Origin of the sequence: Streptomyces albicerus, assembly GCF_008905045.1 — a bacterium.
Classification (GTDB): Bacteria; Actinomycetota; Actinomycetes; order Streptomycetales; family Streptomycetaceae; genus Streptomyces; species Streptomyces albicerus.
Map to the genome: position 1 here is coordinate 1 of NZ_VWMY01000030.1, position 20,853 is coordinate 20,853.

22 protein-coding genes are annotated in these 20,853 nt (G+C 70.7%); 12 read left to right on the forward strand and 10 right to left on the reverse strand.

What is annotated here, in order from left to right; translation table 11 throughout:
- Positions 1 to 58: 58 nt before the first annotated feature.
- A complete protein-coding gene (locus GAS53_RS26590) occupies positions 59 to 1,141 on the forward strand; it encodes a sensor histidine kinase (RefSeq protein ID WP_151480243.1) in 1,083 nt (360 codons plus the stop codon).
- Positions 1,142 to 1,214: 73 nt separating this feature from the next.
- On the opposite strand, the gene GAS53_RS26595 is transcribed toward GAS53_RS26590, so the two are convergent.
- The 5 genes from GAS53_RS26595 to GAS53_RS26615 form a co-directional block, all read right to left on the reverse strand.
- Positions 1,215 to 2,750 carry a fused MFS/spermidine synthase gene (locus tag GAS53_RS26595; RefSeq protein ID WP_151480244.1) on the reverse strand — a complete coding sequence of 512 codons (1,536 nt, stop codon included), beginning with the start codon at positions 2,748 to 2,750 and terminating at the stop codon, positions 1,215 to 1,217.
- Positions 2,751 to 2,936: 186 nt separating this feature from the next.
- On the reverse strand, positions 2,937 to 3,344 hold the full coding sequence (gene msrB / locus GAS53_RS26600) for a peptide-methionine (R)-S-oxide reductase MsrB (protein ID WP_151480245.1): 408 nt from the start codon (positions 3,342 to 3,344) through the stop codon (positions 2,937 to 2,939).
- Between the two features lie 28 nt (positions 3,345 to 3,372).
- Positions 3,373 to 4,761: a UDP-N-acetylmuramate--L-alanine ligase gene (gene murC / locus GAS53_RS26605; RefSeq protein ID WP_151480246.1), complete on the reverse strand. Its 1,389-nt coding sequence runs from the start codon at positions 4,759 to 4,761 to the stop codon at positions 3,373 to 3,375.
- Positions 4,762 to 4,965: 204 nt separating this feature from the next.
- Entirely contained in the window at positions 4,966 to 5,439 is a 474-nt protein-coding gene (locus GAS53_RS26610; protein ID WP_192583295.1) for an indole-3-glycerol phosphate synthase, read from the reverse strand.
- Positions 5,440 to 5,572: 133 nt separating this feature from the next.
- Positions 5,573 to 6,439, reverse strand: coding sequence for a pyrimidine reductase family protein (locus GAS53_RS26615; protein WP_151480247.1), 867 nt, complete (start codon positions 6,437 to 6,439; stop codon positions 5,573 to 5,575).
- Between GAS53_RS26615 and zapE the strand changes: the two genes are divergently transcribed.
- From zapE to GAS53_RS26645, 6 genes are all read left to right on the forward strand, one after another.
- Positions 6,438 to 7,583, forward strand: a complete 1,146-nt coding sequence (gene zapE / locus GAS53_RS26620) for a cell division protein ZapE (RefSeq protein WP_404829294.1) — start codon at positions 6,438 to 6,440, stop codon at positions 7,581 to 7,583. The genes GAS53_RS26615 and zapE overlap by 2 nt on opposite strands.
- 146 nt (positions 7,584 to 7,729) lie before the next feature.
- A complete protein-coding gene (locus GAS53_RS26625; protein ID WP_151480249.1) occupies positions 7,730 to 8,104 on the forward strand; it encodes a hypothetical protein in 375 nt (124 codons plus the stop codon).
- 157 nt (positions 8,105 to 8,261) lie between these two features.
- Positions 8,262 to 8,852 (forward strand): carbonic anhydrase, encoded by a 591-nt coding sequence (locus GAS53_RS26630; RefSeq protein ID WP_151480250.1) that lies wholly within the window; start codon positions 8,262 to 8,264, stop codon positions 8,850 to 8,852.
- A gap of 8 nt (positions 8,853 to 8,860) precedes the next feature.
- Positions 8,861 to 10,336 carry a SulP family inorganic anion transporter gene (locus tag GAS53_RS26635; RefSeq protein WP_151480336.1) on the forward strand — a complete coding sequence of 492 codons (1,476 nt, stop codon included), beginning with the start codon at positions 8,861 to 8,863 and terminating at the stop codon, positions 10,334 to 10,336.
- Between the two features lie 115 nt (positions 10,337 to 10,451).
- Positions 10,452 to 11,570 carry a slipin family protein gene (locus GAS53_RS26640; RefSeq protein WP_225859096.1) on the forward strand — a complete coding sequence of 373 codons (1,119 nt, stop codon included), beginning with the start codon at positions 10,452 to 10,454 and terminating at the stop codon, positions 11,568 to 11,570.
- A gap of 95 nt (positions 11,571 to 11,665) precedes the next feature.
- Positions 11,666 to 13,027, forward strand: a complete 1,362-nt coding sequence (locus tag GAS53_RS26645) for a PhoX family protein (RefSeq protein WP_151480251.1) — start codon at positions 11,666 to 11,668, stop codon at positions 13,025 to 13,027.
- Positions 13,028 to 13,058: 31 nt separating this feature from the next.
- On the opposite strand, the gene GAS53_RS57665 is transcribed toward GAS53_RS26645, so the two are convergent.
- The gene (locus GAS53_RS57665; protein ID WP_263974164.1) at positions 13,059 to 13,181 is read right to left on the reverse strand and encodes a hypothetical protein; all 123 of its coding nucleotides are present in this window, start codon (positions 13,179 to 13,181) and stop codon (positions 13,059 to 13,061) included.
- 41 nt (positions 13,182 to 13,222) lie between these two features.
- On the opposite strand from GAS53_RS57665, the gene GAS53_RS26655 reads away from it, so the two are divergent.
- The 4 genes from GAS53_RS26655 (at position 13,223) to GAS53_RS26670 (ending at position 16,314) form a co-directional block, all read left to right on the forward strand.
- Positions 13,223 to 14,116 (forward strand): PPK2 family polyphosphate kinase, encoded by an 894-nt coding sequence (locus GAS53_RS26655; protein ID WP_151480252.1) that lies wholly within the window; start codon positions 13,223 to 13,225, stop codon positions 14,114 to 14,116.
- Positions 14,117 to 14,224: 108 nt separating this feature from the next.
- Positions 14,225 to 15,043 carry a polysaccharide deacetylase family protein gene (locus GAS53_RS26660; protein ID WP_151480253.1) on the forward strand — a complete coding sequence of 273 codons (819 nt, stop codon included), beginning with the start codon at positions 14,225 to 14,227 and terminating at the stop codon, positions 15,041 to 15,043.
- Between the two features lie 147 nt (positions 15,044 to 15,190).
- Positions 15,191 to 16,051 (forward strand): aldo/keto reductase, encoded by an 861-nt coding sequence (locus GAS53_RS26665; protein ID WP_151480254.1) that lies wholly within the window; start codon positions 15,191 to 15,193, stop codon positions 16,049 to 16,051.
- Between the two features lie 77 nt (positions 16,052 to 16,128).
- On the forward strand, positions 16,129 to 16,314 hold the full coding sequence (locus GAS53_RS26670) for a hypothetical protein (protein ID WP_450164637.1): 186 nt from the start codon (positions 16,129 to 16,131) through the stop codon (positions 16,312 to 16,314).
- Positions 16,315 to 16,320: 6 nt separating this feature from the next.
- Here GAS53_RS26670 and GAS53_RS56535 read toward each other — a convergent pair whose 3' ends face one another.
- Both GAS53_RS56535 and GAS53_RS56540 read right to left on the reverse strand, forming a co-directional pair.
- Positions 16,321 to 16,998, reverse strand: a complete 678-nt coding sequence (locus GAS53_RS56535) for an ABC transporter (RefSeq protein WP_151480256.1) — start codon at positions 16,996 to 16,998, stop codon at positions 16,321 to 16,323.
- Positions 16,995 to 17,909: an ATP-binding cassette domain-containing protein gene (locus GAS53_RS56540; RefSeq protein ID WP_151480257.1), complete on the reverse strand. Its 915-nt coding sequence runs from the start codon at positions 17,907 to 17,909 to the stop codon at positions 16,995 to 16,997. The genes GAS53_RS56535 and GAS53_RS56540 overlap by 4 nt, the downstream gene beginning before the upstream one ends.
- 98 nt (positions 17,910 to 18,007) lie before the next feature.
- Between GAS53_RS56540 and GAS53_RS26685 the strand changes: the two genes are divergently transcribed.
- Positions 18,008 to 18,835, forward strand: a complete 828-nt coding sequence (locus GAS53_RS26685) for an aminoacyl-tRNA hydrolase (RefSeq protein ID WP_192583301.1) — start codon at positions 18,008 to 18,010, stop codon at positions 18,833 to 18,835.
- Between the two features lie 90 nt (positions 18,836 to 18,925).
- Here the strand turns inward: GAS53_RS26685 and GAS53_RS26690 are convergent, their stop codons facing one another.
- Positions 18,926 to 20,194: an MFS transporter gene (locus GAS53_RS26690; RefSeq protein WP_225859097.1), complete on the reverse strand. Its 1,269-nt coding sequence runs from the start codon at positions 20,192 to 20,194 to the stop codon at positions 18,926 to 18,928.
- A gap of 184 nt (positions 20,195 to 20,378) precedes the next feature.
- Complete coding sequence (locus GAS53_RS26695) at positions 20,379 to 20,834, reverse strand: carboxymuconolactone decarboxylase family protein (RefSeq protein WP_151480259.1); 456 nt, start codon at positions 20,832 to 20,834, stop codon at positions 20,379 to 20,381.
- Positions 20,835 to 20,853 lie beyond the last annotated feature (19 nt).

The window sequence follows — 20,853 nt, forward strand, 5'->3', positions numbered from 1 at the left end:
TCAGGTGTCGGCTACCGCATCCACACGCAGCCAGAGGCCGGACACGAGGGAGCAGACCGTGGATAGAACCCCTGGTTTGAGCGTTCGCGTCAAACTCACCCTCAGCTACGCCGGGTTCCTCATGCTGGCCGGCGTCCTGTTGCTCGCGGCGGTGTGGGTGTTCCTCCTGCGATCCTACCCATCGGAGATGCTGATCCGCTCCGTCCTCCTGCGGGGCTTCGGCCCAGCGGTGGCCGCAATACTGGCGTTCCTGCTGGTGTTCGGTCTCCTGGGAGGGTGGATCCTGGCCGGCCGCATGCTCGCCCCCCTGACGCGGATCACCGACGCCACCCGCATGGCCACGCACGGATCGCTCTCCCACCGGATCCGGCTGCCGGGCCGCAAAGACGAGTTCCGCGAACTCGCCGACGCCTTCGACGCGATGCTCGTACGGCTCGAAGCACACGTCGCCGAGCAGCAGAGATTCGCAGCCAACGCCTCCCACGAGTTGCGCACCCCGCTGGCGATCTCGAAGACCCTTCTCGACGTGGCCCGCACCGATCCGAACCACGACGTCGGCGAGGTCATCGACCGCCTCCACGCCGTCAACACCCGGGCGATCGACCTCACCGAGGCGCTGCTCCTGCTCAGCCGCGCCAACCAGCGGTCCTTCACCCCAGAACACGTCGACCTGTCCCTCATAGCGGAAGAAGCCACCGAAACACTCCTCCCCCTCGCGGAGAAGAACGGCGTCACCATCGAGACCTCCGGCGACATCACCCCCACGGTCGGATCGCAGGCGCTCCTGCTGCAGCTGACGACGAATCTCGTGCACAACGCGATCGTCCACAACCTGCCTGAACAGGGCACGGTGTGGGTGAATACCAGCGTCCTTCCCAGGACTGTGGTGCTCACTGTCGAGAACACCGGCGTGAAGCTCACCCCACAGCTGGCCTCGACACTCACCGAGCCGTTCCAGCGCGGCACCGAGCGCATACACGCAGACCACGCGGGCGTCGGCCTCGGCCTGGCAATCGTCAAAACCATCACCCAGGCACACGACGGAAAACTCACCCTCACCCCGCGCCCTGCCGGCGGGATCCGCATCACGGTGGAACTACCCGCGACATCCCCGCACACCGCACCAACTGATGGCGGCTGATGACAGGGTTTGATGACAGCCAGGGCCCGATCCGTTGTTCAGGTGCGTCGGCGGGGCCTGGACGTGTGTCCTGTCACTGGCTGCTCCGTGGACTGTAGGGCTGGAGGAGCTGGTCGACGGGTGCGTAGTCGTCGGTGAGCACTTGGGCATCGCCGATCCAGGAGGTGAGGTCGCCGCCGCCGGCGATCTTCCAGCCGGTTCGCCGGGCGTCCAGCGCCTCCTGGGTCGCGCGTAGGTCGACTGGCCGGTCGGAGGCGAGCACCACCATGTTGCCGCCCGCGGGGGTGGCGGTCGGGTCGAGACCGATATCGGCGGGTTCGCCGACGAGGGCGACGTGCTCGAAGGTCTCGCGGAGGGTGGCTGCTTCGGCACGCGCGAAGGCCATACCACCGTGATCGATGAGGTTGGCGACGTACAGGCCGTCCTCGTTGAGCACCCGCCGTACGTCAGTCATCGCTTCCTCCGTGGTGAGGTGCCACGGCACGCTGACACCCCCGAAGGCATCGCCGACGACGAGGTCACGACTGTCGGCGTCCAGTCGCCGCAGGCCGAGCCTGCCGTCCTCGACGCGTACGTCGATACCGCCTCCGGATCTCAGACCGAGTTGCTCGCGGTTGATGCGTACGACCCCGCCGTCGATCTCGGACACGAGGCTGCGCGTCCCGGGCCGCGTGGCCGCGAGGTAACGGGGGAAGGTGAGCCCGCCGCCGCCCACGTGGTGGGCAGCGAGTGGCTCAGCTTCGGGAAAGGCGGCATCGACCACCGACGCGATGGCGCGCACATACTCGAACTCCAGGAAGGTCGGGTCGTCGACATCGACGTAGGAGTGCCGCAAGCCGTCCAGGACGAGTGTGCGGCCGCCGCCCCGGTCGGGGTCTGCGACGACCCGTGCGCAGTGGTACTTGGTCTCCGTGTCGCAGGCGCCGGGAGCGACCGTGGTGGCGAGGCCGCCCGCAATGACCACGAGTGTGAGGGCAGGGGTGCCGGTCCACCCGCGCGTACGCCACTCAGCCAGCGCCGCGCCGACCACCAGCAGTGTTCCGAGGCCGATCAGGATGCCGCTGACCGGTAACCGCGATACGAGGACGAAGCCGGTGAGCACGGTGCCGACGATGGCGCCGACGGTGCCGACGCCGGACAGCCGGCCGACCACCGTTCCGGTCTCGGCAAGGCTGGTGAGACGCAACTTGGTGACGATCGGCGTCACCGCGGAGAGCAGCGCGCCCGGCACGAGGATGGTCCCCGCAGCGATCAACAAGAGCAGAGGTGCTGCCCACTCCGCGGTGGTGCGCAGCACGGCAGGGGTGAGCGCCACGACCGCTCCCGACACCCCGAGCGAGGGGCCTATGAGCCGGCGCGGATTGACCTGGTCGGCGAGGCGCCCACCCAGCCAGGAGCCGACGGCGATCGCGGAGAGGGCGATGCCGATCACCATGGTGCTGGTCTCGAGGGTGAGGCCGAGGTAGGGAGCGAGCAGCCGCAGAGCGACGATCTCGACCACCAGGACCGCGGCCGAGGACCCGAACACAAGCACGGCGGCGGCACGGGAACCCAGGCCGTGGTCGCCAGGCGTGCCCTCGGCGGCAGGCGACGAAGACGATCCGGTCACGGGCGACATCCTTGCACGGCCCTGGCGGAGCGAATACGGCCTTTGAGTTTGTGACGGGCCCGGCCTGAGAGCCGGTCGGAGTGACCGGCGAGTCAGGCGCGGACCTTGCGGGAGCGGTGCGCGAAGTGGCCGTCCGGGACGAGGTGTTGCCGGGAAGACGCTTCTGCGGCGCAGCCCGGCCGAGCCTCAGCCCTCGTCAGCCGCCAGACGCAGCGAGATGCTGTTGATGCAGTACCGCTGGTCGGTCGGGGTCGGATAGCCCTCCCCCTCGAACACATGCCCAAGATGCGACCCGCACCGAGCACACCGCACCTCCGTCCGCACCATCCCGTGCGACCGGTCCTCGATGAGCTCGACCGCGTCGGATTCCTTCGGGTCGTAGAAGGACGGCCAGCCGCAGTGCGACTCGAACTTCTCCGTGGAGGTGAAGAGTTCGGCGCCGCAGGCACGGCAGGAGTACACGCCCTTCGTCTTGGTGTCGGTGTACTCGCCGGTGAACGCGGGCTCCGTGCCGGCCTGGCGCAGGACCGCGTACTCCGCCGGGTTCAGCTCCGCGCGCCACTGCTCGTCCGGCTTTTCGATGTCGTACGACATGAAGCTCAACCCCTCACAACAGGTACGGCTACTTCGACAGGCGGGCCAGGATCTCGGGACCGAGGTCCGTCACGTCACCCGCGCCCATGGTGAGAACGAGATCACCCGGCTTCGCCATTCCCGCCACCGCATCGGGCACCCGCGCCTTGTCGTGCACCGGCGTCACGTCCGCGCCCGCCACCCGCGCCGCCTCGATGATCAGCTCGCTCGTCACGCCCGGGATCGGGTCCTCGCGGGCCGGATAGATGTCCAGGACCACGGAGGCGTCCGCCAGGGCCAGGGACTCGCCCATCTCCTTGCCCAGCTCCTGGGTGCGCGAGAAGAGGTGGGGCTGGAAGACCACCAGGATGCGCCCGGAGGCACCCGCCCGCATCGCCTCCAGGTCCGCCGTCATCTCCGTGGGGTGGTGCGCGTACGAGTCGATGACCTGCACGCCCGCCGCCTCGCCCTTCAGCTGGAGGCGGCGCTTCACACCGGTGTAGGAGGCGAGGGCCGGGGCCAGCTCGCCCGCCGGGATGCCCAGCGCCACGCCCGCCGCCAGCGCCGCCACCGCGTTGTGCGCGTAGTGACGGCCGGGGACGGAGACCGTGAAGGTGAGCGGAGAGCCGTCGAGCTCGACGGTCACCTCGCTCTTCAGCCCCTGAGGGACCACGGACAGGACCCGTACGTCCGCGTCCTCCGACTCGCCGTACGTGACCACCCGTACGTCACACGCGGTCACGCGGCGCGTCAGCTCCCGCGCACCCTCGTGGTCCGCGTTGATCACCAGCGTGCCGCCCTCGGTGATGCGGTCCGCGAACGTCTCGAAGGACTCGTAGATCTCGTCCATGGACGCGTAGTTGGCGTGGTGGTCCAGCTCCACGTTCAGCACGATCGCCACCTCGGGCGCGTACTTGTGGAAGCTGCGGTCCGACTCGTCGGCCTCGGCGACGAAGATCTCGCCCTCGCCGTGCAGGGCGTTGGAGCCGGGGGCGTCGAGGTCGCCGCCGATCGCGTACGAAGGGCTGCGGCCCAGGGTCGAAAGGGACACCGCCAGCATCGATGTCGTGGTCGTCTTGCCGTGGGTGCCCGCGACCGCGATCGGGCGCAGGCCGTCCATCAGGCGGGCGAGAGCGTCCGAACGGTGGACGACCGGGATGCCCAGCTCGGCGGCGCGGGCCAGCTCCGGGTTGTCCGCGCGGATCGCCGAGGAGACGACGACGCAGGTCGCGTCGGGGGCGAGATGCTCGGCCGCGTGGCCGATGTGCACCGTCGCGCCCAGCGCGCGCAGCGCCTCGGCGGTCGCGGACTCCTTCGCGTCACTGCCCGCCACCTTGGCCCCACGCTGCGCGAGGATCTTCGCGATACCCGACATTCCGGCGCCGCCGATGCCGATGAAGTGCGGTCGGTCCATGGCGGTGGGAAGGCCGGGTGCCATAGGTGTTTCTCCCAGGATTCGGGTACGACGGTGAGCGCGCCCAGCTTATTCGCTGCAGAGACAGGCGCCCCCCGAGGGCCTCGGGATGGGCGGGCGGCCCCGTCAAAGCGCGGGGACCGGGCGGCCCCGTAAGGGGCGCGGGGAACTGCGCGACCAGCCCGCACGCACCCGCAGCCGAAACTCACACCCTTGCGCAGCCCACACTCACACCTTGCTGTGCGAGAACAGCTTCAGCACCGGCACCCCCACCTTGTGCCGCGCCCGCGAGGCCCAGTCCCGGTGGAAGAACTCCTCCACATAGTGGGGATCGGTCAGCACGATGACCTCATCGGCCTCGATCTCGTCGACCAGCGCCTTGAGCGCATCCAGCGGATGATCCTCGATCAGCCGCCCGTCCGCCTCGTTGCCGGACGAACGCAGCGCCGTCAGGGACACGGCGAGCGCCTTCTGCCCCTGACTGAGGGCGTCCTCGCCCTCGGGCGTCTCCCGCTCGCGCGCCGCTTCGTCCAGCTCGCCGAGCGCCACGTCGTCGATGGCCCGCAGCAACCGGTCCGCCTGTTCCCCGCGGGGCTGGAGCAGCACATGGAAGGCGACCTGCTCGTCGCCGTGCAAGGTGGTGACGAACTCCACGTCCGCGGACGTCAGGGCCTTCTCGATCATCAGTACGCTTGTGAACACGACAGGCGCCCTTCTCATCCGTGGGCCGTCCGTAGGCCCCTGCGGAAACCATCCTGCCCCGTGACAGTACGGGGCCTGCGAGATTTAGTGTGCCCGGCGAAAGCTATACGGAACGGGTGATTCCGCCTATGTGTCAGGTCCGACGGTAGCGGCTGAAGAGGAACCCGGCCTCTTCCAGCAGGGACGTCAGCTCGAACCGCCTCGGCACCGCCACCGGCGGACCCCCCGCGATGCGCTGGGCGTCACCCGCTGTGAGCATCGGGGACACCGTCAGACAGAGCTCGTCGAGAACCCCGGCCGCGACCAGCTGGCCGAGCAGCCGGGGCCCGCCCTCGGTCAGGAGCCGGTACATGCCCCGGTCGGCGAGCGCGCGTACGGCCCGTGCGGGGTCCACTCCCATGCCGTCGCCCGCGATCACGACCTGGGCGCCGGCCTTCTCCGCGGCGGCGATCCTGTCCGGCGCCGCGGCGGCACCCGTGAGCAACAGCGTGGGCACCAGGGGTGACGTGAACAGCGGCAGCGAGAAGTCCAGGTCGAGGCTGGCGCTCACCACTGCGATCGCCGGGGCCGGGCCCTGCCCCGCCGCCTCCCGGAGCGCGGCGAAGTCCTCACGCGCGCGTGCCGGGCGGTACCCCTCCTGCCGTACCGTTTCCGCGCCGACCACCACGATGTCCGCGAGCCCCCGCAGCGTGCCGAAGATCCGCATGTCCGCGGCGCTGGAGATGGGCTGCGAACGCCCGTCGTGCTGGGCGGCGCCGTCGAGGGTGGAGACCATGTTGGCCCGCAGCCAGGGCTGACGCCCCGAGGGGCCCGGGGAACCCGTGGAGCCCGAGGGCCCCGCGGAGCCGGCCGGATAGGCATACGCCTCAGCCAGCTCCTCCAGCCCCCACTCCCGATCCGCCCGATCCGTACCATCCGCCCCGTCCGCCCCATCCCTACCGGGGGTCCCGCCCGAGGCCCGGGCTGCTGTCTCATCGGTCACAGGGAACAGACGTCGCATGTCCTGCAGTCTGGCACGGCCCGTAGAGTGGGGAACCGTGTCAACCTCCACCACCGCCTCCAGTTTCGGCCCGATAGCCGACGCGGCCCCGTCGTCCCTGTGCGCCCGCGAGCCGCACGTCCCCGCGGACCGGCTGGTCGGCGAGATGGTGCCGCCGCCGCGCTTCGACTCGGTCCGCTTCGATACGTACATACCGGACCCGAACCAGCCCAGCCAGACCGAGGCCGTACGCGTCCTGGACGGCTTCGCAGCCGGACTCGGCGGGGCGCACGCCATCGGCTCCGGATCCGGCAGGCGCGGCTTCTTCGGCTTCGGCAAGAAGCCCGCGAAGGCCCCGGCCGGCCCGCGCGGTGTCTACCTCGACGGCGGTTACGGCGTCGGCAAGACCCACCTGCTCGCCTCCCTCTGGCACGCGACCCCGGCGGAGCCCTCGCTCAAGGCCTTCGGCACGTTCGTGGAGCTGACGAACCTGGTCGGCGCGCTCGGCTTCCAGAAGACCGTGCAGACGCTGAGCGGCCACCGGCTGCTGTGCATCGACGAGTTCGAGCTCGACGACCCGGGCGACACCGTCCTGGTGTCCAGCCTGCTGCGCAAGCTGGTCGACGCGGGAGTGGCGCTCGCCGCGACCTCCAACACGCTGCCGGGCAAGCTCGGCGAGGGCCGTTTCGCGGCGGCCGACTTCCTGCGCGAGATCCAGGGCCTGTCGGCGCACTTCCGCGCGCTGCGCATCGACGGCGAGGACTACCGCCACCGTGGGCTGCCCGAGGCCCCGGCCCCGTACTCCGACGAGCAGGTCACCAAGGCCGCGTACGCCACCCCGGGCGCCTCGCTCGACGACTTCCCGCATCTGCTCGACCATCTGGCCCGGGTCCACCCCAGCCGGTACGGCGCGCTGACCGACGGGATCGAGGCGGTCTGCCTCACGGATGTACAGCCGGTCCCGGACCAGTCCACCGCGCTGCGGCTCGTCGTCCTCGCCGACCGGCTGTACGACCGCGAAGTGCCGGTACTCGCCTCGGGACTCCCCTTCGACCGGCTGTTCAGCGAGGAGATGCTGAACGGGGGCTACCGCAAGAAGTACTTCCGCGCGATATCCCGGCTCACCGCCCTGGCGCGGGACGCGAAGCCCCTGGTGAAGGACTGACCTCTTCAGCCCTCTTCGGCCCCGGTTCAGCTCTCTTCAGGCTCTCTTCAGGGTGAAACGTTAAGTTAACCCTGCAAACAACTCGCCGCGTTAACGTACATGTTGACGTGAGAGTACTTGACCTGAAGTCGGCCGGGAGGGGGCCCATGTTACGAGGTACGACGGCCCGGACGCTGTTCGTCGTTCTCGCCGCCGTCCTGCTGGCCCTGCAACTCTCCGCCCCCACCACGGCGTTCGCTTCCGCGCACAAGACACATGCCATGGGCCCGAAGGACGAGGCCGAGTTCGTCACCTGTGACGAGACCGTGCACTCGGACAGCCCGACCGGTCCCCTGCGCACCCGCGACCGGATCCGTGTCGCGGACCACGCCCCTCAGGCACCCGTGCGTTTCCTGCTCTGCAAGGACCCCGCGGCCTGCGCCGAGGACCCGTCGCACAGCGCGGCCCCCGCGTCGCACCACCGCACGACGAGATCATCGATATCCCACTCCTCAGCGGCGCTTCAGGTCTTCCGCTGCTGAGCCGACCCCCCACCGGGCACGAAGCGACTCCGACCTGACCGACCCTCACCACGCCACGTCCGCCGAGCGCGTCGACGTGGGGTCATGTCGCCGTACCCGCATGCGCTCCGTTTTGTACGCCGACGCGCCCTCGAAGCGCGCCAGGAGGAACTGACACATGCAGCCCCTCATCGATCACGCACGCTCCTTCCGCAAGCAGTCCGCGGACCGCCCGGAGGAGTTCGCCCGCCTCGCCGAAGGCCAGTCCCCGCAGGTCCTGTTCATCACCTGCTCCGACTCGCGGGTCGTCCCGGCCCTGATCACCGGAGCCCGGCCCGGTGAACTCTTCGAGTTGCGCACCGCGGGCAACATCGTCCCCCCTCACACCTCTTCGCAGCCGACCAGCGAAGCGGCCACCATCGAGTACGCGGTGGAGGTGCTCGGGGTCGCGGACATCGTCGTCTGCGGCCACTCCCACTGCGGAGCCGTCGGCGCGCTGGTACGCGGGGAGGACCTGACCGCCGTACCCGCTGTACGGGACTGGCTGGCGCACTCGACTCCGCGTCCCGAAGGGGCCGTCGAGGATCCGACCGTCACCGAGGCCGTCCAGAGCCACATACTCACGCAGCTGCTGCGCCTCCGCTCCTACCCGTGCGTGGCACGGCGTCTGACGGACGGTCAACTGCGGCTGCACGGCTGGTTCTACGAGGTCCACACCGGCTCCGTACGCGCGCACGACGTGCGGGCCGACTCCTTCGAGGAGCTGTGAGCAGCACCATGGGCACCACCGCAAGCAACCGAACGAAGTTCCCCTTCCTGCGGCAGGACTTCGCCGCATCGCTCGTCGTCTTCCTCGTCGCCCTGCCGCTGTGCGTGGGCGTCGCCGTGGCCTCGGGTGTACCGGCCGAACTCGGCCTGGTCACCGGCATCGTGGGCGGGCTCGTCACCGGGCTGCTGCCCGGCAGCAGCCTGCAGGTCTCGGGTCCGGCCGCGGGTCTGACCGTGCTGGTCTTCGAGGCCGTGCGCGAGTACGGACTGCCCGTGCTCGGAGTCATCGTGCTGGCCACGGGGCTGATCCAACTCGCCATGGGCGCCCTGAAGCTGGGGCGATACTTCCGGGCCATCTCGGTGGCCGTCGTCGAGGGCATGCTGGCCGGGATCGGACTCGTCCTGATCGCGGGACAGCTCTACTCGGTGGCCGGCACGGAGGCGCCCGCCTCGGGTCTGGGCAAGCTGGCCGGGCTGCCCGGCCTGATCGCCGACTCCGCCGGGTCCACCGAGGCGCTGGCCTCGTTCGGGCTCGGGGCCGGCACCATCGCCGTACTCGTGCTGTGGAAGCACCTGCCGCAGAAGGTGCGTACGGTGCCGGGGGCGCTCGGCGCGGTCGCGCTCGCCACGCTCGTGACGCTGGTGTTCAGCCTGCCCGTGGCGACCGTCGAGGTCCAGGGACTGCTCGACTCGATCCAGCTGCCGGGGCTCGAGGCAGTCGGCGAGCTGGCGAGCGTGGGCGTGCTCGGCACGATCCTGGCGTTCGTGCTGATCGCCTCGGCGGAGTCGCTGTTCAGCGCCGCCGCCGTGGACCGGCTGCACGACGGGCCGCGCACCGAGTACGACAAGGAACTGATGGCGCAGGGCGCCGGCAACACGGTCTGCGGGCTGCTCGGCGCGCTGCCGATGACCGCCGTGATCGTGCGCAGCGCGGCGAACGTACAGGCGGGCGCGCGGACGAAGGCGTCCCGGGTGCTGCACGGTGTGTGGCTGCTGCTGTTCGCGGCGCTGCTGCCGGCCGTGCTCGCCTACATTCCGCTGCCGGCGCTCGCGGGCATCCTCGTCCACGCGGGCTGGAAGCTCATCCCGCTGCGTGAGATCGCGGCGCTGTGGCGCGAGCACCGGGGCGAGGCACTGATCCTGGTCGTCACGGCCGTGTCGATCGTCGCGGTGAGCATGTTCGAGGGCGTGCTGATCGGTCTGGCCCTCGCGGTCGCCAAGACCGCCTGGGAGGCCTCGCACATCAAGCTGGAGGTCATAGACAAGGGAGCGGGGCCCGTGCAGGCGTACCTGTCGGGCAATGCCACGTTCCTGCGGCTGCCGAAGATACTCGACAGTCTGGAGGCGCTGCCCCAGGACCGGCCGGTCGTGCTGGACCTGGCGGGGCTGCACCACCTGGACCACGCGTGCAGGACGGCGCTGGAGAACTGGGCGGAGCGGCACAGTGCCACGGGGACGGAGCCGGTGAAGGTCACGACGCCGTAGCCCCCGTAACGCCGTAGACGCGGTAGGACCTGGTCCGAGGCTCGACCGGAGCCTCGGACCAGGCATATCGTTAAAATGATGACAAAAGCGGCGACTCGACTGACAGGGGGTCGTCATGCTCCAGGAACTCCTGGTCGCGGCCGCGACGGCCGGATCCGTCGGGGTCGTGTACCTCGCGGCGGCGGCACGGATCGTCAAGCAGTACGAGCGGGGCGTGGTCCTCAGGCTCGGGCGCCTGCTCGGATCGCCGCGCCCTCCGGGGTTCACGCTGGTGATCCCCGCGATCGACCGACTGCACAAGGTGAACATGCAGATCGTGACGATGCCGGTGCCCGCGCAGGAGGGCATCACCCGGGACAACGTCACGGTGCGCGTCGACGCCGTCGTCTACTTCAAGGTGGTCGACGCGGCGAACGCGATCATCCGGGTCGAGGACTACCGCTTCGCGGTCTCCCAGATGGCGCAGACGTCACTGCGGTCGATCATCGGCAAGAGCGACCTCGACGACCTCCTGTCGAACCGCGAGAAGCTCAACCAGGGCCTGGAGCTGATGATCGACAGCCCGGCCGTGGACTGGGGCGTCTCCATCGACCGCGTCGAGATCAAGGACGTGTCCCTGCCGGACGCGATGAAGCGGTCGATGGCCCGGCAGGCCGAGGCCGACCGTGAGCGGCGGGCCCGGATCATCAACGCCGACGCGGAACTCCAGGCGTCGAAGAAGCTCGCGGAGGCCGCCGGGGTGATGTCCCAGCAGCCGGCCGCGCTCCAACTGCGGCTGCTGCAGACCGTGGTGGCGGTCGCGGCCGAGAAGAACTCCACGCTCGTACTGCCGTTCCCGGTGGAGTTGCTGCGCTTCCTGGAGCGGGCGCAGCAGCCGAACGAGCCGCACGGGACGGACGGACGACCGGCGAACGACGCCCGTGGGACGGAGCTCCAGCGGACGAACGAGGCTCATGGGACAGATACCCAAGTGCTTAACGAGCCTTACGGAACAGACACCCAACCGCTGAACGAGCCTTATGGGACAGACACCCAGCAGCTGAACGAAGCCGACAGGACGGGCAGCCGACAGCTGGACGAGGCCGACGCGGCGGACAACCGCCAACTGAACGAGGCCGACGGGACAGACGAGCGGCAGCTGGACGAGGCCGACAGGACGGACAACCCGCAGGCGCCGGAGACAGCGGCGACGACGCCAACTCCCCCGCCATCCGGGTCATCTGACACTCCGTGAGAACGCCACGCTACGCGCGTGGTTCACGTGTTCCAGGCGGCGTGATACACACAGGCGGGTCACATTCTCCTGTCCGCCAACAGGAAGGTTGCCCCATGTCCGCAACACGACGCGAAGTGCTCGCCCGCTCCGGTGCCCTGGGAGTGGGCATCGCCTTCACCGGAGCCCTGTCGGAGCTCTTCACGGGTACGGCCGCCGCGCTGGGCCACACCGGATACGGTCCCCTGATCCCCGACCCGGACGGCCTGCTGGACCTGCCGAAAGGTTTCCGCTACCGGGTGCTGTCCCGCGAGGGCGACCAGCTGCTCTCCGGCGAGGGCCGGGTGCCCAGCAACCACGACGGCATGGCCGCCTTCGCCGGCAGACACGGCCGCGTCCACCTGGTCCGCAACCACGAGAACCGCAACACCGGCCGGATCCCGGTCCCGACGGTCCAGGGCCTCACGTACGACCCGATGGGCAAGGGCGGCTGTACGGCGCTGACGCTCGACGCGCACGGGCACGTGCTCGGCGAGCGGGTCGCGATCGCCGGTACGGCCGTCAACTGCGCGGGCGGGCCCACCCCTTGGGGCACGTGGCTCACGTGCGAGGAGACCGAGGACAAGGCCGGCACGAACGGCTACACCAAGGACCACGGCTTCATCTTCGAGGTCGACCCGACGAACCCGCACCGCACGGGCGCCGAACCCCTCGCCGCGATGGGCCGCTTCCAGCACGAGGCGATCGCCGTCGACCCGGAGCGCGGCATCGTCTACGAGACCGAGGACGCCTTCGAGAAGCCCTTCGGCCTCTTCTACCGTTTCCTGCCCAACAAGCCGGAGGGCGGCCGCGGTTCGCTCCGCGCGGGCGGCCGGCTCCAGGCGATGCGCGTGCCGGGCGTACCGGACCTCTCCTCGATCCAGGAGACCGGCGCGACCTTCGACCACATCGAGTGGGTGGACGTCCCGGACCCCCTGGCGGCCCAAACCCCCATCCGCTTCCAGGACTTCGGCCCCAAGGGCATCACCCACGCGCAGAAGCTGGAGGGCTGCTACTGGGGCGGGAAGTGTGTCTACTTCGTCTCGTCCTTCGCGCACGCCGACGAGGGTTCGGCCGCCGACCACTTCGGCCAGATCTGGCGGTACGACCCCGCCGCCCGCCGTCTCACGCTCGTGATCGTCTTCGGGCCCGACACGGACGTACAGCTCCCCGGCGAGTCCCCCGACAACATCTGCCTCGCCCCCACCGGCGGCCTCATGGTCTGCGAGGACGGCGAAGGGGCACAGCACGTGTACGGCGTGACGCGGCGCGGCGAGGTGTACGCGATGGCCCGCAACCGGCAGAACATCGGCACGCCCGAGGCCCCGGAGTGGGGCGAGTTCGCGGGCGTCGCCTTCTCGCCCGACGGCAGGACGATGTACGTGAACTGCTACACACCGGGGACGACGTTCGCGGTGACGGGGCCCTGGCGGAGGTAGCCGCCCCGCGCCCGGAGGGGACTCAGGGGACTCACTTCTTGCCGCCGACCGCCTCCTTCCGCATGAGGTCGAGGAGGCTCGGAGTCCCCTCCGTGGTGCGTACGTCGACGAAGGCGCGTGACGCCCCCGGGCCCGTGTGAGACGAGGGCCACACCGACCGGTCACCATGGAGAGAACCGACCTGAGGGGCGCGCGATGACCAAGAAGGACAGGAAGGACAGCAGGCGGAAGGCCGAGAACGCCACCCTGCGTGAGCTGCTGCGCGTCCCCGTCGGCGAACGGATCGCCCTCTCGGGGTACGACTCCTCGGCGACCCCGGGCGGCGCCATGGCCCCCGAGTCCAAGACCGCCGGTCTCGCCGCCACGACCCGGATGGGCGAACCCCTCGCCGACCTGCAGGAACGCCTCTGGGCCGCGAGCACGGCAGGCGACCAGCGCCGGATCCTCCTCGTCCTCCAGGGCATGGACACCAGCGGCAAGGGCGGCACGGTCAAGCACGTCATCGGCCTCTTCAACCCCGCCGGCTGCCGCATCCACGCCTTCAAGGCGCCGACCCGCGAGGAGCTGAGGCACAACTTCCTCTGGCGCGTCAGAAGGGCGCTCCCCCGCCCCGGCGAGTTCGGCATCTTCGACCGCTCCCACTACGAGGACGTCCTCGCCGCCCGGGTCCGCGAACTGGTCCCGCGCACCGAGATCGAGACCCGCTACGCCCAGATCAACGACTTCGAGAAGTCCCTCACGAACGACGGCGTCACCGTCGTCAAGTGCTTCCTGCACATCTCGTACGAGGAACAGCGGCGCCGCCTCCTGAAGCGCCTGGACAACCCACGCAAACACTGGAAGTTCAGCCCCGCGGACATCGACGACCGGGCCCTGTGGCCCGCCTACCAGGACGCCTACGAGCTCGCCCTGGAGCGATGCGCGACGGACGACGCCCCCTGGCACCTCGTCCCGGCCGACCGCAAGTGGTACCGGAACTGGGCGGTCAGCAGACTGCTCCTGGAACACCTGACGGCCCTGGACCCGCAGTACCCGAAGGCGGACTTCGACGTGGCGGAGTGCCGGAAGCGGCTGCTGGCGGACAGCTGAGCCCTGCCCTCGCCCGCTCCCCCGCCACCTGGACCGCCTTCATCGCGCACGCCCGACACCGAGCGCGACATAACCGGATACTCCAACCCATCCGGTTAACGTCGCTCCGTGAACACCTTTGTACGGAGAGTCATCGCCGCCTGCGCACTGGGAGCCGCCCTCACCTCCTGCGGCACCTCAGCAGCCCCTCGCGCGGTCATCACCAAACCCTCCACCGTTGCCACGCCTTCCCGGCCGCCCACCATGGCCCCCGGCCCCGCCGGCCTCACCCCGGTCTTCAAGAACGCCCCCCGCACCCACGGCAAGACCGTCGCCCTCACTTTCGACGCCGACATGACGGCCGACCAGGGCCCACGGGCAGCCGCAGGCGAGCGCTTCGACAATCCCCAGCTCATCGCGACACTGCGGCACCTGAAGGTCCCGGCAACCGTCTTCATGACGGGCCGGTGGGCAGAGGAGTACCCGACGCAGGCACGGGCCATCGGACGCGACCCCCTCTTCGAGATCGCCAACCACTCCTACAGCCACTACGCCTTCACGGACGACTGCTACGGACTGCCGACGGTCCCCGAGTCACGGATGCGGGCGGACGTGGAGCGGGCGTTCACGGCGTTCCGCAAGGCAGGCGTGGAGCACCCCATGCCGTACTTCCGTTTCCCCGGCGGGTGTTACGACCGCCGCGCGCTGCACGCGCTGCGCGCGACCGGCGTGACGGCCGTGCAGTGGGACGTGGTGAGCGGGGACGCGTTCGCGAAGGACGCGGGTGCCGTGGCGCGGGAGGTGCTGGACGGGGTGCGGCCCGGTTCCGTCGTAGTCATGCACTGCACGCGCAGTGCGGCTCCGGCGACCGAGGAGGCCGTACGGACGATCGTGCCCGAGCTGCGGAAGCGCGGGTACCGGTTCGTAAAGGTGTCGGACCTGATCTGATCCGGCCCGATCCGCCCTGTCTGATCTGATCCGACCCGGCCCGATTCATCGGCACAGCCGCTCAAAGCGATCGGATTCTTTTGTTGGACGGTTGAAACGTCACGGTGGAGGCTGGAGCGTACCGAAAGAATCCCAGGAGGAACCTCCATGCAGACACGCACCATCGGTGACGTCCAGGTCGGAGCGATCGGTCTGGGCGGTATGCCGATGTCCATCGAGGGGCGCCCCGACGAAGCGCGTTCGGTCGCGACGATCCACGCCGCGCTGGAGGCGGGCGTGACGCTGATCGACACCGCGGACGCGTATCACCTGCACGCTGACGAGGTCGGCCACAACGAGTCCCTGATCGCCCGCGCGGTGGCCGGGTACGGCGGCGACACCTCGGACGTGCTGATCGCGACGAAGGGCGGTCATCTGCGTCCGGGCGACGGCTCGTGGACACTGAACGGTTCGCCCGAGTACCTGAAGAAGGCCTGCGACGCGTCGCTCGAGCGGCTCGGCGTCGAGGCCATCGGGCTCTACCAGTTCCACCGGCCGGACCCGAGGGTCCCGTACGCCGAGTCGGTCGGGGCGATCCGCGATCTGCTGGACGCGGGCAAGATCCGCTTCGCGGGCATCTCCAACGCCGACCCCGACAAGATCCGGCAGGCCAACGAGATCCTCGGCGGCCGGCTGGTGAGCGTGCAGAACCAGTTCTCGCCCGCGTTCCGTTCCAGCGAGCGGGAGTTGGAGCTGTGCGCGGAGCTGGGTATCGCGTTCCTGCCGTGGAGTCCGCTGGGCGGGATCTCGCAGGCCGGCGAACTGGGCTCGCGCTTCGCGGTGTTCGCGGACGTGGCGCAGACACACGGGGTGAGCCCCCAGCAGGTGTGCCTGGCATGGATGCTCGCCAAGGCTCCGGTGGTGATCCCGATTCCGGGCTCCTCCCGCCCGGAGACCATCCGCGACTCGGTCGCCGCGACGGAGCTGAAGCTGTCGGCCGAGGAGCAGGCCCGCCTCGACGCGGCGTAACGAACCCGTCCTACGCTGAAAGCATGAGTGACTATTGCGGCTCCGAGGACCCTGCGCCCCGTGAGGGGCGCGGGGAACTGCGCGACCAGGCCACCACAACCCGCACGTCGCTTACCGGCCCTCCCGCGGAGCGCGTCGCGGAGCCCCTTGCCGATTGCGTCCTGTGCCGCAAGCCCACCGAGTACCCGGAGTCGTACAAGGGCATCACCCTGTGCCCCGTCTGCGAGTGGCAGGAGGCCCAGCGCACGGCCTGCTCCGGGTGACCGCGATCAGCCCCGGCGGGTGGTGAGCGCGCAAGCCACCGCAATGGCCGCCGCTGCCACAGCGCCGGCACCGATCAGCGGCAGCAAAGGTACCGGTACCGTCCCCGCCTGCGACCCCGTCACCAGGTCGCTGATCGCCGCCCGCGCAGGCGACCCCGTCACCACCAGCGCCAGCACCGCCCCGAGCAGCGTCGCCGGAACCGCCCGCCCCGCGGACCGCAGCAGCGGCCAGGTCGTGAGCGCGCCGACAGCCGTGCCGAGCAGGGCGCACACCAGCGCGGCGAGCAGCCCGGCGCCGCCCGCCGGTACGGCGGGTACGGGCGTCCGGTGATCCGTGCTCGCGGGGTCGCTGACCACCGTCACGACGACCGTCGCCACCGCCCCGAGCAGCCCCGCCGCCCCGAACGCCGTGAGCAGGCAGGCCAGATGCGCCCGCGCGGGCCCGGCCGCCGCGCCCACACAACTCCGCGCCGCGGGAGGCTCGTTGGTGGCGCAGATCCGTACGAACCAGGCGGCGACGGGGAGTACGGCGGCGGCCGCGTAACCGAGCGAGTCCAGCACCGGCTGGCCCGTCTGGACTCCGACGGCCAGGAACGCCGCGTACAGGATGACCGGCGGCAGCCAGCGCTGCGAGCGCAGCAGAAGGGCCGCCTGGTAGCGGAGGAGGGGGCGGAGGGCGGTCATGAGCGGACCTCGACATCGAGACCAGTGGCGGTGTCGGCGGGGCGGGGCGTCGATACTCCGTGCTGCCCTGCCGCCTCCCCCACGCTCACCACGTGCCACGGCGGGCGAGCCGTCAGCAGGGTCCGCAGGACGGTGTCCGAGTGGGACTCGGGGACGGTGAGGCGGAGCCTTCCGGGCCCCGGTTCCTCGACGGACACCGTCAGCCGTGCCACCTCGGCGGGCGGCTCGGCACCCGTCGCCCCCTGGACCTCGACTACGACGTACGAGTCCCGCGGCGCCGAACTCCCCGTAACCGTCCGCAGGTTGCCGTCGACCACCGCGTACGTCGCATCCGGCACCCCCGCCAGCCGCCGCGGATCGTGGTCGACGAACACCACCGTGCCGCCGGCGGCCGTGCGCTCCAGCACCGCCCGCTCCAGCACCGCGCGGGCGGCCATGTCGAGGCCGGACCAGGCCTCGTCGAGGACCAGGAGCTCCGGTTCGGCGAGCAGGGCCTGGGCGACTGCGACCTTCTGGCTGGTGCCCTTGGAGAGTTCCGACATCGCCGTACGCGCGTACTCGGCGGCGCCCAGGCGTTCCAGCCACTCGACCGCGGCATGGGCGGCCTCCGCACGGGAGAGACCGTGGATGCTGCCGAGGTGGATCAGATAGCCGGCCGCGGTGAAGGGGAGGGCGGCCGGGAAGCGCTCGGGGACGTACGCGGTGCGCGGGCGGCCGGTGATACGGCCCTCGGTGGGGGCGTCGATCCCGGCGAGCAGGCGCAACAGGGTCGACTTGCCGGTGCCGTTGGCGCCCTCGACGCGCGTCAGGGTGCCCGGGGCCAGCGTGAGGTCGACGCCGCGCAGGACCCATGGGGCGCCGCCGAGACCGTAACGGCGGCCGACCCCTTCAAGCAGCAACTCGCGATTCATGCGGGCCATCCTCGCCCGTACGTTCGGGTGCGCGCAGAGGAACCGGCCAGAGGAGCCGATCTTCCGGTCCGCCAGGGACCGATCTTCCGCCTGGCAGACTGGAGGGCGTGAGCAGCGACCAGACGACCACCTCCGGTGCCGGCCGGACGACCGACTCCGATACCGGCCGGACGACCGACTCAGGTGCCGGAGCGCAGGACAGCCCCTTCCGGCACGAGCAGACCGCCCGCGACGAGGCACCGCAGTTCGTGCTGCCCCTGGTCGTCCGTATCGAGCGGACCGATCCTCCGGCGCGTACGGACGCGTTGGAGACCGCGGCCCGTGCCGTTCTGGTGATCCTCAGCGACGAGCGGTCGCTCGGCGACGGCGAGTGGGCGCAGGCGATGCGGGACTGGCAGGACGCCCGGATCCGCAAGGTCGTCCGGCGGGCGCGCGGCGCCGAGTGGCGGCGGGCCGAAGCGCTGCCCGGCATCACGGTCACCGGCAGCTCGGCCGAGGTCCGCGTCTTCCCGCCGGTCCCGTTGGACGGCTGGCCCAAGGACCTGGCCCGTCTCCAGGTCTCCGGCACGGACCTGGACGACCCGGAACCGCCGGTGGACGCGGACCTGTCCGCGCCCGTGCTGTGGCTGAGCCCGGACCTGGACATGTCGGCCGGCAAGGCGATGGCCCAGGCGGGCCACGGCGCCCAACTGGCCTGGTGGGAGCTGTCGGACGAGGAGCGCACGGCCTGGCGCGAGGCGGGCTTCCCGCTCGCCGTCCGCACCCCGGACCCGGCACGCTGGGCCCAACTCACCACGAGCGGCCTGCCGTTGGTGCGCGACGCGGGCTTCACGGAGATCGCGCCCGGACTGACTGTCGCCGTCGACGGGTACGAGCGGGTCGGCGCTCTGCCGAAGCGCGTGCGACGGCCGGCCGCCTGGCGCTGAGGCGCTTTGCGGGCGCAGGCTGTCGCTTCACCTCACCGGGCGCCGCCTGTCACCTCACCTCACCTCACAGGGCGTCAGGGCGTCAGGGCGTCAGGGCGAAACTTCTCTCCGGTCCCCCGCCCGTGCCAGCACGCCCCAAGCCGCCAGCGGCGCCAGCAGCAGGGTCATGAGACCGGAGAGGACCAGGCTGGTGTGGATCCCCGTCAGGGCGATCAGCGGGCCGCCGGCGAGCAGGCCGAGCGGGGCGGCGACCGTCGAGCCCGTCGTCCAGAGGGTGACCACCGGCTGCTGCTCGCCGGGGTCGAGGCCGGACTGCAGGAAGCTGTACGCGATGGGGGTGAACGGAGCCCAGACCAGTCCGCCGATGCCGAAGACGACCATGGCCGCGACCTGATGCGCGACGCCGGCCAGCGCGATCGGGCACAGCGCCCACAGCGCGATGATCGCCACGAGCAGCGGGCGCTGGGGGAGGTTGCGGAGCCGGTCGACCAGCGCGGCGCCCGCGAGCGCCCCGACGCCCAGCGCGGTCCAGAGCAGACCCAGGCCGGACGCGCCGGTGTGCAGCGTCCCCCGCACGTACAGCGGCAGGGCCACCTCGATCGGCATGTAGAGAAAGTTGAAGAAGAAGACGACCACGAGCAGGCGCCCGGCCACCGGTCGCCGCCGCAGGATCCGCCACCCCGACTCGCGCCGCGGCCCTCGCCCGCCCGCCGCGCGGACTGCGGACGCCCGCGGCACGCACCACAGCACCGACGCCAGCAGGATCAGCGCCCCGCACGCGTCGGCGAACAGCGCCCAGCCGGCACCGGCCCACGCCACCAGGAGCCCGCCGGTCACCGGCCCGACGACATACAGCGCGAGGTTGCTGCCAAGACCCAGCAGCCCGTTGACGGCGAACAGGTCCGCGTCGTCCACCATCGAGGTGGCCAGCAGCCGTCGGCTGCTGGAGCCCGCCATCCGGCAGGTGCTGCCCAGCAGCAGCCCGCCGATCAGCACGGGCAGCGTGAGCCGGTCCGCCAGCGCGAGCACGCCCAGGCCGGTGAAGGCGACGGCGCGCAGCGCACAGTCCGCGAGCAGCAGCAGTCGCGGGGGCGCGGAGAACCGCCCCAGGCTGATGGCCAGGGCGAGCACCGTGGAGAGCAGGAACGGCGCCGCCTCCACCATCCCGATCGCGAGCGCCTCGTCCACGGTCCCGTGAATGGCCAGTGTCTGCACGGGCATCGCGACGATCAGCATGCCCGTCCCTGCGTTCGCCAGCAGATCGCCCAGCAGCAGGCCGGCCATCCGCGGGTTGCGCAGCAGGACGTCGCGGTACGAGCTGTTCGCCGCGGTGGACTCGGCGTCGGCTGCGGTGGACACGGGCGCTCCTTCGATGGCTGTCGGGGCGTCGGACGATGGCTGTCGGAGTCTCGGGGTGTCGGCGTGAGGAGGTGGCGAAGCGTGAACGGAACCGAGGGGTGCGGTCCCGGCCGACGGGTTCGCGCACGCCGGCCGGGACCATCGCCCCCCCATCCCTCACCCCGCACCTCTCACCCCGCACCCCTCATCCCCATGCGCCGGCGATCTGCCGGGTCGTGGCGTTGAGCCGGTTGTACAGGTTGGTGACGCCGATCATCAGGATGATCGCGGCCAGTTGCTTCTCGTCGAAGTAGCCGGCGGCCGTGTCCCAGATCTCGTCGCTCACCGCGTCGGGACGGTCGGCCAGCCGCGTCGCGGCCTCGGCCAGCGCGAGCGCCGCCCGCTCCTCCTCGGTGAAGTACGGGGCCTCCCGCCAGGCGGCGACCGTGGCGAGGCGCTCGTCGCTCACTCCGGCCTTTCGGGCCGTCTTGGCGCCGCCGTCGACACAGGCGCTGCAGCCGTTGATCTGGCTGACCCGCAGATGCACCAGCTCCAGCGTCTCCTTCTCCACCCCGCCGGAGTACACGGCCTTGGAGAGCGCCTGGATGGGCTGCATCGCGTCGGACAGGACGACGGCGGGGTTCTGCATACGAGACTGCATCTCGTTCTCCTCTTCCGGG